Source organism: Nocardia pseudovaccinii, from assembly GCF_050942345.1.
Classification (GTDB): Bacteria; Actinomycetota; Actinomycetes; order Mycobacteriales; family Mycobacteriaceae; genus Nocardia; species Nocardia pseudovaccinii.
In genome coordinates this window covers 7,278,761-7,293,732 of record NZ_CP192074.1, presented here as the reverse complement: position 1 = coordinate 7,293,732, position 14,972 = coordinate 7,278,761, and the positions used below count along the sequence as shown (strand labels likewise).

Annotated in this window: 14 protein-coding genes; 6 read left to right on the top strand and 8 right to left on the bottom strand. The window is 68.0% G+C overall.

Going from position 1 to position 14,972, the window contains the following annotated elements; translation table 11 throughout:
* Positions 1-2 precede the first annotated feature (2 nt).
* Entirely contained in the window at positions 3-1,748 is a 1,746-nt protein-coding gene (gene sucB, locus ACQPZ2_RS32825; protein ID WP_433521976.1) for a 2-oxoglutarate dehydrogenase, E2 component, dihydrolipoamide succinyltransferase, read from the bottom strand.
* 259 nt (positions 1,749-2,007) lie between these two features.
* On the opposite strand from sucB, the gene ACQPZ2_RS32820 reads away from it, so the two are divergent.
* Positions 2,008-2,370, top strand: coding sequence for a hypothetical protein (locus ACQPZ2_RS32820; protein WP_063042089.1), 363 nt, complete (start codon positions 2,008-2,010; stop codon positions 2,368-2,370).
* A gap of 72 nt (positions 2,371-2,442) precedes the next feature.
* On the opposite strand, the gene ACQPZ2_RS32815 is transcribed toward ACQPZ2_RS32820, so the two are convergent.
* A complete protein-coding gene (locus ACQPZ2_RS32815; protein ID WP_433521975.1) occupies positions 2,443-3,978 on the bottom strand; it encodes a leucyl aminopeptidase in 1,536 nt (511 codons plus the stop codon).
* Positions 3,979-4,045: 67 nt separating this feature from the next.
* Between ACQPZ2_RS32815 and gcvT the strand changes: the two genes are divergently transcribed.
* Complete coding sequence (gcvT, locus tag ACQPZ2_RS32810) at positions 4,046-5,146, top strand: glycine cleavage system aminomethyltransferase GcvT (RefSeq protein WP_433521974.1); 1,101 nt, start codon at positions 4,046-4,048, stop codon at positions 5,144-5,146.
* Positions 5,147-5,251: 105 nt separating this feature from the next.
* Positions 5,252-6,352, top strand: a complete 1,101-nt coding sequence (locus tag ACQPZ2_RS32805) for a branched-chain amino acid aminotransferase (protein WP_433521973.1) — start codon at positions 5,252-5,254, stop codon at positions 6,350-6,352.
* Positions 6,353-6,396: 44 nt separating this feature from the next.
* Here ACQPZ2_RS32805 and ACQPZ2_RS32800 read toward each other — a convergent pair whose 3' ends face one another.
* The 5 genes from ACQPZ2_RS32800 to ACQPZ2_RS32780 form a co-directional block, all read right to left on the bottom strand.
* The gene (locus ACQPZ2_RS32800; protein ID WP_433521972.1) at positions 6,397-7,110 is read right to left on the bottom strand and encodes an MBL fold metallo-hydrolase; all 714 of its coding nucleotides are present in this window, start codon (positions 7,108-7,110) and stop codon (positions 6,397-6,399) included.
* 476 nt (positions 7,111-7,586) lie between these two features.
* Positions 7,587-8,336, bottom strand: coding sequence for an adenosylcobinamide-GDP ribazoletransferase (locus ACQPZ2_RS32795; protein ID WP_433521971.1), 750 nt, complete (start codon positions 8,334-8,336; stop codon positions 7,587-7,589).
* A 287-nt stretch (positions 8,337-8,623) separates the two neighbouring features.
* On the bottom strand, positions 8,624-9,778 hold the full coding sequence (cobT, locus tag ACQPZ2_RS32790) for a nicotinate-nucleotide--dimethylbenzimidazole phosphoribosyltransferase (RefSeq protein ID WP_433521970.1): 1,155 nt from the start codon (positions 9,776-9,778) through the stop codon (positions 8,624-8,626).
* A 621-nt stretch (positions 9,779-10,399) separates the two neighbouring features.
* The gene (gene cobU / locus ACQPZ2_RS32785; protein ID WP_433521969.1) at positions 10,400-10,954 is read right to left on the bottom strand and encodes a bifunctional adenosylcobinamide kinase/adenosylcobinamide-phosphate guanylyltransferase; all 555 of its coding nucleotides are present in this window, start codon (positions 10,952-10,954) and stop codon (positions 10,400-10,402) included.
* A gap of 106 nt (positions 10,955-11,060) precedes the next feature.
* The gene (locus tag ACQPZ2_RS32780; RefSeq protein WP_433521968.1) at positions 11,061-12,044 is read right to left on the bottom strand and encodes a helix-turn-helix domain-containing protein; all 984 of its coding nucleotides are present in this window, start codon (positions 12,042-12,044) and stop codon (positions 11,061-11,063) included.
* An 86-nt stretch (positions 12,045-12,130) separates the two neighbouring features.
* On the opposite strand from ACQPZ2_RS32780, the gene ACQPZ2_RS32775 reads away from it, so the two are divergent.
* Positions 12,131-12,289 carry a hypothetical protein gene (locus tag ACQPZ2_RS32775; RefSeq protein WP_433521967.1) on the top strand — a complete coding sequence of 53 codons (159 nt, stop codon included), beginning with the start codon at positions 12,131-12,133 and terminating at the stop codon, positions 12,287-12,289.
* Between the two features lie 188 nt (positions 12,290-12,477).
* Here ACQPZ2_RS32775 and ACQPZ2_RS32770 read toward each other — a convergent pair whose 3' ends face one another.
* Positions 12,478-13,149, bottom strand: a complete 672-nt coding sequence (locus tag ACQPZ2_RS32770; RefSeq protein WP_433521966.1) for a DUF3043 domain-containing protein — start codon at positions 13,147-13,149, stop codon at positions 12,478-12,480.
* A gap of 172 nt (positions 13,150-13,321) precedes the next feature.
* Between ACQPZ2_RS32770 and ACQPZ2_RS32765 the strand changes: the two genes are divergently transcribed.
* Positions 13,322-13,672, top strand: coding sequence for a HesB/IscA family protein (locus tag ACQPZ2_RS32765; RefSeq protein WP_040688522.1), 351 nt, complete (start codon positions 13,322-13,324; stop codon positions 13,670-13,672).
* Positions 13,673-13,811: 139 nt separating this feature from the next.
* Positions 13,812-14,780, top strand: a complete 969-nt coding sequence (locus tag ACQPZ2_RS32760) for a carbohydrate kinase family protein (protein ID WP_433521965.1) — start codon at positions 13,812-13,814, stop codon at positions 14,778-14,780.
* Positions 14,781-14,972 lie beyond the last annotated feature (192 nt).

Here is a 14,972-nt window from a genome sequence, read left to right as displayed (position 1 = left end):
GACTAGAGACCGAGGTCCGCCTCGAACGCCGCTTCCTCGAGCCGGTGCCGGATCGTGGTCAGGAAGCGACCGGCGTCGGCACCGTCGATGAGGCGGTGATCGTAGGTGAGTGGCAGGTAGCACATGGACCGAACGCCGATGGACTCGTTGCCGGTCTCATCGGTGACCACCACCGGACGCTTGACGATCGCACCCGTGCCGAGCATGCCCGCCTGCGGCGGAACCAGGATCGGGGTGTCGAACAGCGCGCCCTGGCTGCCGATATTGGTGATGGTGAAGGTGCCACCGGCCAGCTCGTCCGGCTTGAGGCCGCCGGTGCGGGCGCGGTTGGCGATATCGGCGATGGCGCGGGCCAGTCCGGCCAGCGACAGGTCGCTGGCGTTGTGGATCACCGGGGACAGCAGACCCTGCTCGGTGTCGACGGCGATGCCGAGGTGCACCGAGGCGTGGTAGGTGATCTCCTTGGTGGACTCGTCGTAGCTGGCGTTCACATTCGGGTGCACGCCGAGCGCCTCGACGACCGCCTTGGCGAAGAACGGCAGGAACGTCAGGTTGACGCCCTCGCGGTCCTTGAACGCGGCCTTGGCCTGGCTGCGCAGCGCCGCGATCTTGGTGACATCCGCCTCGTGCACCTGGGTCAGCTGCGCGGTGGTCTGCAGCGATTCCCGGGTCTTGGTGGCGGTGATCTGGCGGATGCGGCTCGCCTTCTGCACGGTGCCGCGCAGGTGCGCCAGCTGCGACGGGGCCGCGGGGGCGGGCGCCTTCGCAGCCGGTGCGGCCGCCGCGGGGGCGGCTGCGGCCGGAGCCGGTGCCTTCTTGGCCTCGACGGCGGCGAGCACATCCTGCTTGCGGATGCGTCCGCCGACACCGGAACCGGTGACGGTGGCGAGGTTGACGCCGTTCTCCTCGGCCAGCTTGCGGACCAGCGGGGTGACGTACGGGGTCGCGCCGTTGCCGGAGGTGTCCGGGGTCGGCGCCGGAGCCGTGGCGGCCGGCGCCGGAGCAGGCTTGGGAGCCGGGGCAGGTGCCGGAGCGGCGGCCGCGGGAGCCGGAGCCGGTGCGGGAGCCGGGGCTGCCGGGGCCGGTGCGGGGGCGGCGGGTGCTGGTGCGGCGGCCGCGGGGGCGCCGCTGCCGATCACGCCGAGCTGTCCACCCACGGCGACGACATCGTCTTCCTGCGCGGAGATTTCCAGCAGGGTGCCCGCGACGGGCGAGGGGATCTCGGTGTCGACCTTATCGGTGGAGACCTCGAGTAGCGGCTCGTCGACGGCGACCTGGTCACCGACCTGCTTGAGCCAGCGGGTGACGGTGCCCTCGGTGACCGACTCACCGAGTTCCGGCATCTTGACCGGGGTGCCCGACGCGGCGGCCGGGGCGGGGGCGGCAGGAGCCGCGGGGGCGGGGGCCGCAGCGGCGGCGGCCGGCGCGGGGGCCGGTTCCGGCTCCGGTGCGGGGGCGGGTGCAGGCGCGGCTTCAGGTGCGGGTGCGGCGGCGGGCGCGGGCGCTTCGCCGGCTTCGCTGATCACGCCGAGCTCACCGCCGACCTCGACGACGTCATCCTCGGCGGCGACGATCTTCGACAACACACCCGCCGCTGGCGACGGGATCTCGGTGTCGACCTTATCGGTGGAGACCTCGAGCAGTGGCTCGTCGACCTCGACCGTGTCTCCTTCCTGCTTCAGCCACCTGGTCACCGTTCCCTCGGTGACGCTCTCACCAAGAGCCGGCATCTGGACGGAGAAGGCCATGTCCGTTGACTCCTCTGACTGCTCGACGGGTTCTACAACAGTTGATCTCACTGCGAACACCCACCGCGGGTCGCGATGGGTGTCCGAAAGCCACCGATCATTGTGCGTGGCACCGGAGATCTGTGTGGTTCTTGTACCGCGATCCATCCTTGCACTCGCCCGCGAGACGTGTAGCACAGGGCAGCGAACTACACAGGGCTGGCAAGATGGAATGACCGATGCCGAGCACTCGGTCACCGGTGGAAGGAGGTCGGCGTCGTTGGGTTTGCTGGATCGTTTCCGAGGCGGCGCGGCCCGGGGAGGCAGGGCTTTACGTGCGGGTTCGGGTAGCGGCGATGATGCGCGCTATCTCGCCGAGTGGGTACGTACCCATACCGGGGTGGAGGGCTACGTGGAGCCCAAGACAACCGTGACCGATGTCACTGTCGTATTGGTCGCCGCCGATGGCGAATGGACTCGTCGCGTCGTCGGCGAGCGCGGCGCGCAGCGGCTAGCCGGAGATTTGCGGATTCCCGTTTACGACGTCCGCAAGACCGGTTATCCGCAACGGATGCGCGACTACGACGCCCGCAAGCGGATCGAGCGCCAGCGGGCGCTGGAACGCGAATTGGGCGATTTGTAGGACTTTCGTTCAATTTGTTCGCGGCCCGCCGGGTGCGACGCCCGGGAATCCGGACGCCGCACCGGCATTCGATTACTCCGTCGCGTCCTCGTGCGCGATGTCCTCGATCACCGAGACCAGGGTGCGGACCGGAACCCCGGTGCCGCCCTTGCCGATGTAGCCGAACGGGCCGCCGGTGTTGTAGGCCGGACCCGCGACGTCCAGATGCGCCCACTGCACACCCTCCGGGACGAACTCCTTGAGGAAAATCGCGGCCGAGAGCATGCCGCCCCAGCGGTGCGATGCGACATTCGCCAGATCGGCGACCTTGGAGTTCAGATCGGCGCGCAGTTCGGCGGGCAGCGGCATGGCCCAGCCGTTTTCACCGGCCAGCCGCGACAGCCGCGCGACGCGGTCGCGGAAATCGTCGGTGCCCATCACGCCGGGGGTGCGGGTGCCGAGCGCGACCATCTGCGCGCCGGTGAGGGTGGCGACGTCGATGAGGTACTCCGGATCGTCCTCGCCCGCCCGCACGATGGCGTCGGCCAGGATCAGGCGGCCCTCGGCATCGGTGTTCAGCACCTCGACGGTCTTACCGCCGTACTGGGTGAGCACATCGCCGGGGCGCTGCGCGGTGGCCGACGGCATGTTCTCGGCCATCGGCACGGTCGCGATCACGGTGACCGGCAGTTCCAGCTTGGCGGTGGCGATGGTCGCGGCGATGACCGCGGCGGCGCCCGCCATATCGGAGGTCATATTCTCCATATTCGCGGCGGGCTTGATGGAGATGCCGCCGGTGTCGAAGGTGATGCCCTTGCCGATGAGCGCGATCTTCTTGGCGCCGCCGTTGTAGGTCAGGCGTACCAGGCGCGGCTGGCGCGAAGAGCCTTTGCCGACGCCGAGCACGCCGCCGTAGCCGCCGTCGGCCAGCGCCTGCTCGTCGAGCACCTCCACCCGCAGACCCGCCGCCTCGGCCAAAGCCTTCGCGCGGGTGGCGAATTCGGCCGGGTACAGGTGACTCGGCGGAGTGTTGACGAAATCGCGTGCGGTGGCGATGGATTCGGCGATCACCCAGTCGTGGCTGAAGCCCTTGCGGTAGGACACGCTGGGATCGCCGACCAGGAGTTCGACTTTGCGCACCGGCTGCTCGTCCGGCTTGCCGTCGGCACTGTCGGATTTGAACGCGGTGAAGGTGTACGCGCCGAGGAAGAACCCTTCGGCGGTCGGGCCGATGCCGCCCTCGAGGCCCGACAGCGTCGTCACGGCCCGGCCGACACCGGTCAGCGCACGTCCCGCGACACCGGCCGAGCGGCGGATCTGTTCGGCATCGATCTTGTCCGCGGCGCCGAGTCCGACGGCGAGCACGCTCTTCACATCGAGGCCGACGGGGGCGGGAATCCGTGTGAGCTCCTCGGCCTTACCCTTCGCGCCGACGGCGCGCAGCTGTTCCTGCAGCGCCGCGCGGACCTCCGGGGCGAGGATGTTGTCGACGAATTCGTCCTCCAGTGTGGCGATCGTCGGGCCGTCGTCACCGGACACCAGGCCGATCACCAACACATCGGTGTCGGCGCTGATGGTGTCGACCAGGTCCAGTTCCGGTCCGAGCGAGCGATCTGCAACAGCGGTCATGAGCACAGGCTATTCGGTCTGCTCCGGGTCGCGCATCGCGACGCCACCGCCGGGCTAAGCTCGGCCGGTGACCGATGCGAACCTGCTGCAAGGCCCGATCCATGGTGTCCACGTCGAACTCGGGGCGAAGTTCGCACCGTTCGGCGGATGGGAAATGCCGGTGTCATACGCGGGGACGGTCGGCGAACATCAGGCGGTTCGCACGACCGTCGGCCTCTTCGATGTGAGTCACCTCGGCAAGGCCACTGTCCGCGGCGCGGGCGCGGCGGATTTCGTGAACTCGACGCTCACCAACGACCTCGGTCGGATCCGGCCGGGCAAGGCGCAGTACACGCTGTGCTGCGCGCCCGACGGTGGTGTGATCGACGATCTGATCGCGTATTACGTCAGCGATGACGAGATCTTCCTGGTGCCCAATGCCGCCAACACGGCCGCGGTGGTCGCGGAACTGCAGAAGGTCGCGCCGGACGGCATCACGGTCACCGACGAGCACCGCGAGTACGGGGTGTTCGCGGTGCAGGGACCGCGCTCGACGGAGGTGCTCACCGCGCTCGGGCTGCCGACCGATATGGAGTACATGGCCTACGCGGACGCCGAATGGGACGGCCGCCGGATTCGGGTCTGTCGCACCGGATACACCGGCGAACACGGTTACGAACTGTTGCCGCGGTGGGCCGATGCCGAGCCGCTGTTCCGCGCGCTCGTCGAGCAGGTCCGCGCGCACGATGGGCAGCCCGCCGGGCTCGGCGCCCGCGATACGTTGCGCACCGAAATGGGTTATCCGCTGCACGGACATGAACTGTCGCTGGAGATTTCGCCCGTGCAGGCGCGCTGCGGGTGGGCGATCGGGTGGAAGAAGGCCGAGTTCTGGGGTAAAGCCGCACTGGAGCAGGAGAAGTCGACCGGTCCGCGTCGAATCCTGTTGGGGCTGAAGGCACTTGATCGAGGTGTACTGCGCCAGGGCCAGGCCGTGCTGCGTGCCGGTGCACCCGTCGGCGAAACCACCTCCGGTACCTTCTCGCCGTCGCTGCAGATCGGTATCGCCCTCGCCCTGCTCGATACCGAGGCGGGCCTCGAACCCGGCGCGCAGGTCGAGGTCGACGTGCGCGGCCGCCGCCTGCGCTGCGAGGTCGTGCGTCCGCCGTTCGTCGACACGAAAACCAAGTAGTCGGCGTCTCGCTGTGCACTGCGGATGTCGGCAGGTGACGCTGGGACATTCGCGGCGCGCCGACACTCGCACCGCGGCGAAATCGCGCCCGATAGGATCTGCCTCATGACCGTTGCCGCACAGTTCACCCATGTTCCGCATCCCGCGCCCACCCCGGCGCAGCGGGTACAGGAGATTCTGGCGGCACCGGGCTTCGGACGCTTCTTCACCGACCATATGGTCTCCATCGACTACACCGAGGGCGAAGGCTGGGGCAATGCCAGGGTCGAGCCGTACGGGCCGTTGGCGATGGATCCGGCGACGATGGTGTTCCACTACGGCCAGGCCATCTTCGAGGGTCTGAAGGCCTACCGGCAGAACGACGGCAGCGTCTCCTGCTTCCGCATCGACGCGAATGCGACGCGCTTCCGCAAGTCCGCGCGCCGGATGGCGATGGCGGAACTGCCCGAGGAACTATTCATCGAATCCGTGCGTCAGTTGCTCGAGGTCGACGGCGGCTGGGTGCCCGCGGCCGGTGGTGAGGAGTCGCTGTACCTGCGGCCGTTCATGTTCGCCACCGAGGCCGGGCTCGGCGTGAAGCCCGCCTCCGCCTACAAATACCTGCTGTTGGGATCGCCTGCGGGCGCGTACTTCCCGCGCGGTGTGAAACCGGTGCGGGTCTGGCTGTCGACCGAATACGTGCGAGCCGCACCGGGCGGTACCGGTGAGGCGAAGGTCGCAGGCAACTACGCGGCCTCGCTGCTGGCGCAGGCGCAGGCCTCCGAGAAGGGCTGCGATCAGGTCGTCTGGCTCGATGCCTGTGAGCGCCGCTATGTCGAGGAGATGGGTACCAACAACCTGTTCTTCGTCTTCGGCTCCGGTTCCGAGGCGCGGCTGGTCACCCCGGAACTGTCCGGATCGCTGTTGCCGGGCATCACCCGCGATTCGCTGCTCACCCTCGCCGCCGATTCGGGCTATGTGGTCGAGGAGCGCAAGGTTTCGGTGGAGGAGTGGCGCAAGGGCGCCGAATCCGGTGAGATCACCGAGGTTTTCGCCTGCGGCACCGCCGCCGTGATCACACCCGTCGGCTGGGTTCGTTCCGCCGATGGTGAGTTCGCCGTCGGCGGTGGTGAACCGGGCGAGGTCACCATGGCGCTGCGTGACACCCTCACCGGGATCCAGCGCGGCACCTTCGCCGATATCCACGGGTGGATGCGCGGCATGTGACTGCGGCAGTCTCGTGAACGCCGCAGCCGTGTGCCCTTCGTGGTTCAGCTGGGCATGAAGGTGCGCCATTCCTCCAGGGTTTGCGGGCGCATGACGTAGTTGGCGTCCTTGACGGTGGAGAGGGTGGCGGAGGGGTCCTGGGAATACCAGTGACCGGGGTAGACGACCGGGTCGCCCGATAGGTCGGCTAGGTAGCGCAGGCTACGGAACATGGCGTCGGAGTCGCCGCCGGGGAAGTCGGTGCGGCCGCAGCCGTCGATGAACAGGGTGTCGCCCGCGATGAGGCGATTGTCGAACAGGAAGCACTGGCTGCCGGGGGTGTGGCCGGGGGTGTGCAGCAGCTCGATATCGAAGGCGCCGACGCTGACCTTGTCGCAGTGCTCGTGTCCGGTGAGTTCGCTGGGCGCGATGCCGGTGACATCGGCGACCCAGGACAGTTCCTCGGCATTGACGTGCACCGGAACGCTCGTCTTTTCGAGCAGCTCCCGCACCCCGCGCAGGGTGAATCCCAGCATGGTGCCGCCGACATGGTCCGGGTGGTGATGGGTGGCGAGCACCCCGGTCAGCCGCAGCCCGTCCGCCTCGGCGATATCCACCAGATCGCCCGCCGCATACGCCGGATCCACCACCACACACTCGCCGGTCTCCCGATCGCCGATCAGGTACGCGAAATTTCGCATCTGCGTCGCGATCGGATCACCCACGGCAAAATCTCGACCGGACAGCAGTTGACGAAAATACAGACGCTCGGAGGACATACCGTCCACTGTATTGCCTGACCCAGACAATGCGCGCACCGTGCCAGCTATCTCGGCGCGGCAGTACGTCCGCATGCGAGTGCCGACATCCTCGTGTGCGTGATAAGCGGACCGACGAAGCTGCGGTGGTGGTGGCGCTGGCCCGATGCGAGTGAATATCGCCGCCGTTTGGGCCCGAGCGTTCACCTTTCCGCCGAGTCCGCACACCTCGGCACTGCGTTCGGGGCGATGTACGGGATCGCGATCACCGAAATATCCAGGGCGGCACGGTAAGACGTTGCTGGCACGAGTCGGCCGAGTCAAGTGCCCGAGGCCAGTCCTGCGGCGGTGATGGCACGGATATCTCTAGTGTGACGCTGCGGATATCGCCGGTTTTGCCGCCGAAGGTGGGTGAAGTGTGCAATGACAGAGGCCGAAACGTCCGGGGCGGCATCGTAATTCAGGTATTCGCTTGTGCTTGGTGGGCGTTGGCCGACTCAGGCGCCCAGGGTCAGTCCGGCAGCGGTGATGGCGACGGATATCTCGAGTGTCGCGCCGAGGATGTCGCCGGAGAGGCCGCCGAAGCGGTGCGTGCTGTGTCGAATCAGTAGGGCTGAAATGCCCAGGGCGACAAGGACAACGGCGGGGCCGAGCCAGCGGTGTTCCGGGACGGCGAGTATGCCCGCGGCAACGGCGAGTGCGGACCAGAGTGCGATGGTGATCGGGTGCTGGGTCCCGGCGACCAAAGCGCCGAAGCCGGTGCCGGGAGCAGCGGCGGTGCCGCGCCGACATGCGAGGACCACCACCACTCGGCCGACGGCCACCGCGAGCAGCACCGCGAACCAACGCTCGGCCTGGGCCAGCGCGGCGAACGAAAACGCTTGGATCCCAACGGCGAACACAATTGCCGCCACCCCGAACGGCCCCGTGTCACCACTCTTCGATATCTCCCTGGCCCGCTCGGGCGAACCATAGGACCCCAGCCCGTCCACCGTGTCGGCCAACCCATCCAGATGCATCCCCCGAGTGCTGAGCGCCAACCCGGCAACCACCACCAGCCCCGCGACCGCCGCGCTCGCCCCACCCCACACCAGCACCCACAGCAACCCGACCCCGGCCGCCCCGAGTCCCACGCCCACCAACGGCGCCAACGCAATCGCCCGCCCCGCCGCGCTCCGATCGACACGCTCCGGCCCCCGCACCGGCAGCACCGTCAGCCACGACACCGCAAGCCGCACACCGTTCATATTTGCCGACCTGTAATCGCTCGACCCTCGTCATCGTCGGATCCACGCAGCGAAACTGCCCTCGCGCCCGCCGTACGCCGCGCACCGTTCATGCCGAGCGTTCCGTCGGCTCGGAGTGCCAGGTCCGCATGTCGCTCGATGCGTGTGTTTCCGCTAGCGGCCGGGATCCTGCAGAACGGGATCGTCTGCTGATGATGGCGGTCGTCGCGGTGCTTCCGACCGAGAGCGCGGTCCGCTGGTCCGAGGTGCGAGTTTCGCTCGTCGCTGGAGGCGCGGGCAGCCAAGGTCTACTTCCGCAAGTCCGGTTGCGCGGTCGCTTCGGCGGCGATGCTGGTCCCGGCTTCGGCTTCGGCTTCGGCTTCGGCTTCGGCTTCGGCTTCGGCTTCGGCTTCGGCGGCCGAATCGGCTGTGCTCACACCGGCTTCGGCGAAGGTGGCCATTTCGGCGAGGGCGGCTACGGCGGCGCGGAGGACGGGGAGGGCGGTCAGGGCGCCGGATCCTTCGCCGAGGCGCATGTCCAGGTCGAGTAGGGGCTCGAGGCGGAGGTGGCGCAGGGCGAGGGTGTGTGCGGGTTCGGTGGAGCGGTGGCCCGCGAGCCACCAGGCGCTGGCACCGGCGGCCAGGTCCTCGGCGACCAGGGCGGCCGCGGTGACGACTACGCCGTCGAGGATGACCGGAGTCCGTCGGGTCGCGGCCTGCGCGAGGAATCCCGCCAGGGCGGCGAAGTCGGCGCCCGCGGCTACCCGCAGCAGTTCGACCGGATCCTTGGCGACCGGGCGGGCGCGGCGCATGGCATCGCGGATCGCGGCGACCTTGCGGATCCAGCCCGCATCGTCCACGCCGGTGCCCCGGCCGACAGCGGCGATGGGTTCGGTATCGGTGAGCGTCGCGATGAGGACGGTGGCGGGTGTCGTATTGCCGATGCCCATATCGCCCGCGATGAGCAGGTCGGCGCCCGCATCGATCTCGTCGTCGGCGATCGCCTTGCCTGCGGCGAGCGCGGCATGGATCTCGTCCTCGCTGAGCGCGTCTTCGCGATCGATCGCCCCGCTAGAGCGCCGCACCTTGTGCTTGGCGACCTGTGGATCGGTATCGGCGTCGACGGAAATATCGACGACCCGCACGCTCGCACCCGCCACTGCGGCCAGCGTATTCACCGCCGCACCACCGCCGAGGAAATTGGCGACCATCTGCGCGGTCACCTCACTCGGATAGGCCGAAACGCCGTGGCGCGCAATGCCGTGATCTCCGGCGAACACCACTACCCGCGCCCGCTCGAACTGCTTCGGCGGGCACACACCTTGACACGCCGACACCCAATTGCCGAGTGTCTCGAGCCGCCCGAGCGCCCCACCGGGTTTGGTCAGCTGCGCCTGCCGCTGCTCCGCCGCCGCCCGAACCCCCGCATCGGGTGGCACAACCGGTCCGAATCCGTCTGTCACTATCGAGCCTTTCCGGGTCGGGGCAGTTCATTCCTACACCGCGCAGTCCATACCGGGCCCAATCTTGCCGCCACACCCGCCGGTCCGCACCACCCACCCCGCACCTGATGCCTCGTCCCGCGTGCTCGCTGTCGGACCGGACGGTCCGACGGCGCGGTGTGCACGGCTGGCGCGACACCCCGTAGGGCGCGGCTCCCGCTGGTGACGCGACCTGATCGCCGCGGCCGTGCGGCCCTATTTCAGGCGGACTGCACCACCCGTGCCCTACCTGATGCCTCGTCCCGCGTGCTTGCGGTCGGACCCGACGGTCTGCACGGTGCATCCTGCACGGCTGGCGCGACACCACACAGAGCGTGGCTCCCGCTGGTGACGCGACCTGATCGCCGTGGCGGTGCGCTCGTATTTCAGGTGGACTGCACCACCTAGGCCCTACCTGATGCCTCGTCCGCGTGCTTGCGGGTCCACTCGGCCTCCGCATGACGCCATGCGACACCCGTTAGGTGCCAGCTCTCACGGGTGATCCGCAGTGCGTGGTCGCCGCGGCAGATGCCTGCACCGCATTGGACCGCGGTGCCCTGCAGTTGGCCGAGGTCGCGACGTCATCGCGGCTGCCGTGCCGTCCTATTTCAAGCGGAGGGGAAGCCCGGCGACAATTAAGAAGGCTTCATCGCAGGTTTGCGCGAGGCGCTGGTTGAGGGTCCCGATCTCGTCGCGGAAAAGGCGGCCGGAGCGGGTGGCGGGGATGACGCCCATACCTACCTCGGGGGTCACGATCACCAAGCGGCCGAGGTAGGCACTGACGGCGGCGACCAAGGCGTCCGTGTCCGAGGCGATGGTGCCGCGCGGGGCATCCCAGGCCTCGCGCGCGTCGATGCGGGCGGTGAGCCAGGTCCCGATATCGTCGATCAGTGTGGTTCCGGCCGGGGGAGCGGCGGTGAGAACCGTTGCCGGATCAGCGCTTTCGAGGACCGTCCAGTCCGCGGGCCTGCGGTCGCGGTGGCGGGCGATGCGCTCGGCGAAGTCGAGATCTGCCGGATCGGGAATCGCGGTGGCGATATAGCGCACCGGGCCGCCCTCGGCCGCCAACACTTCGGCGAATGCCGACTTACCGGATCGCGCGCCGCCGAGCACGAGGATGCGGTGCGCGCGGCTGCTGGTAGATGAGCGATCCGACACGGCAGCACCGTATCAATCCGCCGCGCTCATGCCTGCACCTCGCTGGCGCTCGGTTCCGGCATGACCGCTTCGGCGGCTGTGTTGATAGTTCGCTCGCTCCGCTCGCTCAGGCGCGCTGCTCGGTGGCCTCAGCGCCGCCGAACCGGCGGCGATACTCGGTCGGCGCGATACCGACGACCTTCTGGAAGTGATGCCGCAGCAGCGCACCGGATCCGAAACCGGCTTGTGCGGCAATCTGTTCCAGCCCTTCGTCGGTGTCCTCCAGCAGATGCTTGGCGTACAGCACGCGCTGATTGGTCAGCCATTTCACCGGTGTGGTTCCGGTTTCGGCGGCGAAGCGGCGGGCGAAGGTACGGGTGGACATCATCGAACGCGCGGCCAGATCGTCGATGGTGTGCGGCAGGTCGAGATTCTCGTTCATCCACTGCAGCGTGGAGCTGAGACTGTCGGAGGTGCATTCGGGCACCGGACGCTCGATGAATTGGCGCTGTCCGCCGTCACGCTGCGGCGGCACCACCATCCGGCGGGCGATCGCATTCGCGACGGAACTGCCGATCTCCCGGCGCACCAGATGCAGGCAGGCGTCGATGCCCGCGGCCGTGCCCGCCGAGGTGATCAGATTGCCCTCGTCGACGAACAACACATCGGGATCGACCGTGGCCCGCGGAAACCGCGCCGCCAACTGGTCGACATAGCGCCAATGTGTGGTGCACTTGCGACCGTCGAGCAGACCGGCCGCCCCGGCCAGGAACGCACCGGAACATACGGTGAGCACGATCGCCCCACCATCCGACGCGTCCCGTATCGCGTCGACGACTCGCGGATCGAGCCCCTGTTCCAACGCCGATGCGGGAAAGGCCGGAATCGCCACCAGATCCGCCTTCGCCAACTCCTCCAGTCCGAACTCCGGTGTGACGGTGATACCGGGGGTCGTGGACGGCAGCGGCTTCCCCGGCTCGGCCCCGCACACCTTGAAATCGAATCCGGGCAGTCCGTCCGCGGTCCGATCGAGCCCGAAGACCTCACAGACCACGCCGAATTCGAACATGGCCAGGCGCTCCGACAGCACCACCGCGACCTTGGACAGCATGCGGACAGCGTACCTGGCTGAATCTTTACGAACAATGTCAGAACAGCCACTTTCGGCGGTAAATCACCGAGCGCAAAATTACTGCCATGATTACTTTTCTCGTAAGCATGGCGGTCGTGGTGGGCTTCGCGGTCCTCATCACACGAGGCGGCGGTCACGCCGGATCAGCGAATATCACCGATCGCGACGCCCAGCGCCTGCATTCCGATCTGTCCGCCATCATCGCCCACTCACATCACCACTGACTGGAGTGCAATGGGCTGTGGGCTCGTCGCCGCCCTCGATGCCACCACGGAGCGAGTCTTACGAGCGACCGTTCGCGGCCCGTCTCGCGTCCGAGCCGTCGAAGCGCATGCGACGTAGTCGCGAGTCTCGACGGCTCGGACGCGAGACACCACGGGGCCGCGAACACGCAGCGCCGAAGGCGCTGCAATTAGACACTGTCGCCAGGGCCGACCCGCGGCTTCGGCGCCCGCATCTTGCGGATCTGCGAGGCGCGGACGAAGGCGTACCACCCCAGCTTGTAGCCGGTATCGGTGCTCTCCGGAAAACGCTCACGCACCCGTCCGTTGACGATCCGGCCGAGCAGGAAACCCTCGGCGATCATGAAGAACATCATCACCAGCATGGCCAGCGTCACAATCGTCTGCAGCGCGGGCGCGACGAACATCGACAGGATCAGGACCAGCGCCATCGGCATGAACAATCCGACCAGGTTGCGTCGCGCATCGACGATGTCGCGCACGAACGCCCGCACCGGGCCCTGATCCCGGGGCAGCAGGTATTTGTCCTCACCGGCCAGCATCCTGGCGCGCCGGTCCTGGGCCGCCAGCCGACGCTCGGCCGAGGCCGTCTTGCGGTCCTCGCGGCTACCGCGGGTGGCCTTGCGCCGGGCGCGCGCCTCCTTCGCGGTGAGCGGGGCCGGGGCCACGGGACCGCGTCGCTTGCCTTGGGCGTCACGACGTTTCGGAGTCGGTCGGCCCTTGCCCTCGGTGGCGGTGGCCGCTTTCGTGATGGAGACTGCGGTCGAGCCGCCGTCCGAGCCCGCCGTCTTGTCGGCGCTCTCGTCGGTGGTGCTGGACTCGCCGCGACGGAACAATTTCACGCGACCAGGCTATTCGATGCGATACTCCGCAGGAAATGAGGTCGGTGGGAGGTTGTGTCCACCGCAGTACCCGGTGGTGGCAAGATGGGGGAATAACAGCCCGCTGAGTGGTGTTGTAGCCACGAGCCGTGCGCTGTTCACGGGTTGAACACAGCTGTCCTGAGGAGAGTTCATGACTGTGCAAGACGAGACGACCACCCACGGTGTGACTCTGACCGACGCCGCCGCCAGCAAGGCGAAGGCGCTGCTCGACCAGGAGGGTCGCGACGACCTCGCCCTGCGTATCGCCGTGCAGCCGGGCGGCTGTGCGGGCCTGCGCTACCAGCTCTTCTTCGACGACCGCTCGCTCGACGGCGACCTGACCGTCGACTTCGGCGGCGTCAAGCTGGCCGTCGACCGGATGAGCGCGCCGTACGTACAGGGCGCCTCGATCGACTTCGTCGACACCATCGAGAAGCAGGGCTTCACGATCGACAACCCGAATGCGACGGGTTCCTGCGCCTGCGGCGACTCCTTCAACTGACACCTCGCCCCCCGGCCGGTTGTCGCCGGGGCGAAGAAGTCGTTAGTGCTCGGCGGATGCACTAGTTGATACGGTGAAGGCGCGGGTTTGTGTCCCGCGCCTTTCGTCGTCTGCCGCCTACTCGAAGGGGCTCAGCCTCGTGTCTATCGCCGTGTCCGCGTCCATTGCAACCGACCACCTCATGCGTTTCCCCGGACGGTTCGCCGACGCGCTGCTGGCCGATCAGCTCGACCACGTCTCGGTGAGCTTTCTCGTCGATGATCTGCAGATCCGCAAGGGCGGTGTCGCGGGCAACATCGCCTACGCCATGGGCGTTTTGAACCGCACGCCGCTGCTCGTCGGCGCGGTCGGCGCCGATTTCGCCGAGTACGGTGCCTGGCTCGAGAAGCACGGTGTCGACTGCTCCACCGTCCGGATCTCGGATCGGGCGCATACCGCGCGCTTCGTCTGCACCACCGACGACGACATGGCCCAGATCGCGTCGTTCTACCCGGGCGCGATGAGCGAGGCCCGCGACATCTCGATCGGCGAGCTCGCCGAGCAGCACGCCCTGGACCTGGTGCTCATCGGCGCCAACGATCCCGAGGCGATGCTGCGCCACACCGCCGAATGCCGTGAACTCGGCATTCCGTTCGCCGCCGACCCGTCCCAGCAGCTGGCCCGCCTCGACGGTGATCAGGCCGTGCAGCTGATCGAGGGCGCCGCATACCTTTTCACCAATAAGTACGAGTGGGCGCTGCTGCTGCAGAAGACCGGTCTGAGCGAGGAAGAGGTCGCGCGGAAGGTCGGTATCCGGGTCACCACGCTCGGCAAGGACGGCGTGCAGATCGTCGACCGCGACGGCACCGAGGTGACCGTCGGTGTGGTCCCCGAGGTGAACAAGGTCGAGCCCACCGGCGTCGGCGACGCTTTCCGCGCGGGCTTCCTCACCGGCCACACCACCGGGCTCTCGCTGGAGCGCTCCGCCCAATTGGGTTCGCTCATCGCGGTTCTCGTACTCGAGACCATGGGCACCCAGGAGTGGACACTCAACAAGGACGACGCACTCGAGCGCCTCACCAAGGCCTACGGCGCCGAGGCTGCCGCCGACATCAAGCCCCTGCTCTGAGCCACGCAGACCTCGACGGCCGCACCGTATTCCGGTGCGGCCGTTCGCATTTGCACACCGAGCACAGCGAAGCCCGCGCTGCCCCGCACGTTTCGGCGTGCCGCGTACGAATTCACCCAGCATCCCATTCGTAGCGTGCGAAAAGGTGTGCGGCACAGTCGCCTTGCGCCGAGTCGACGGGCCGCGTCACTC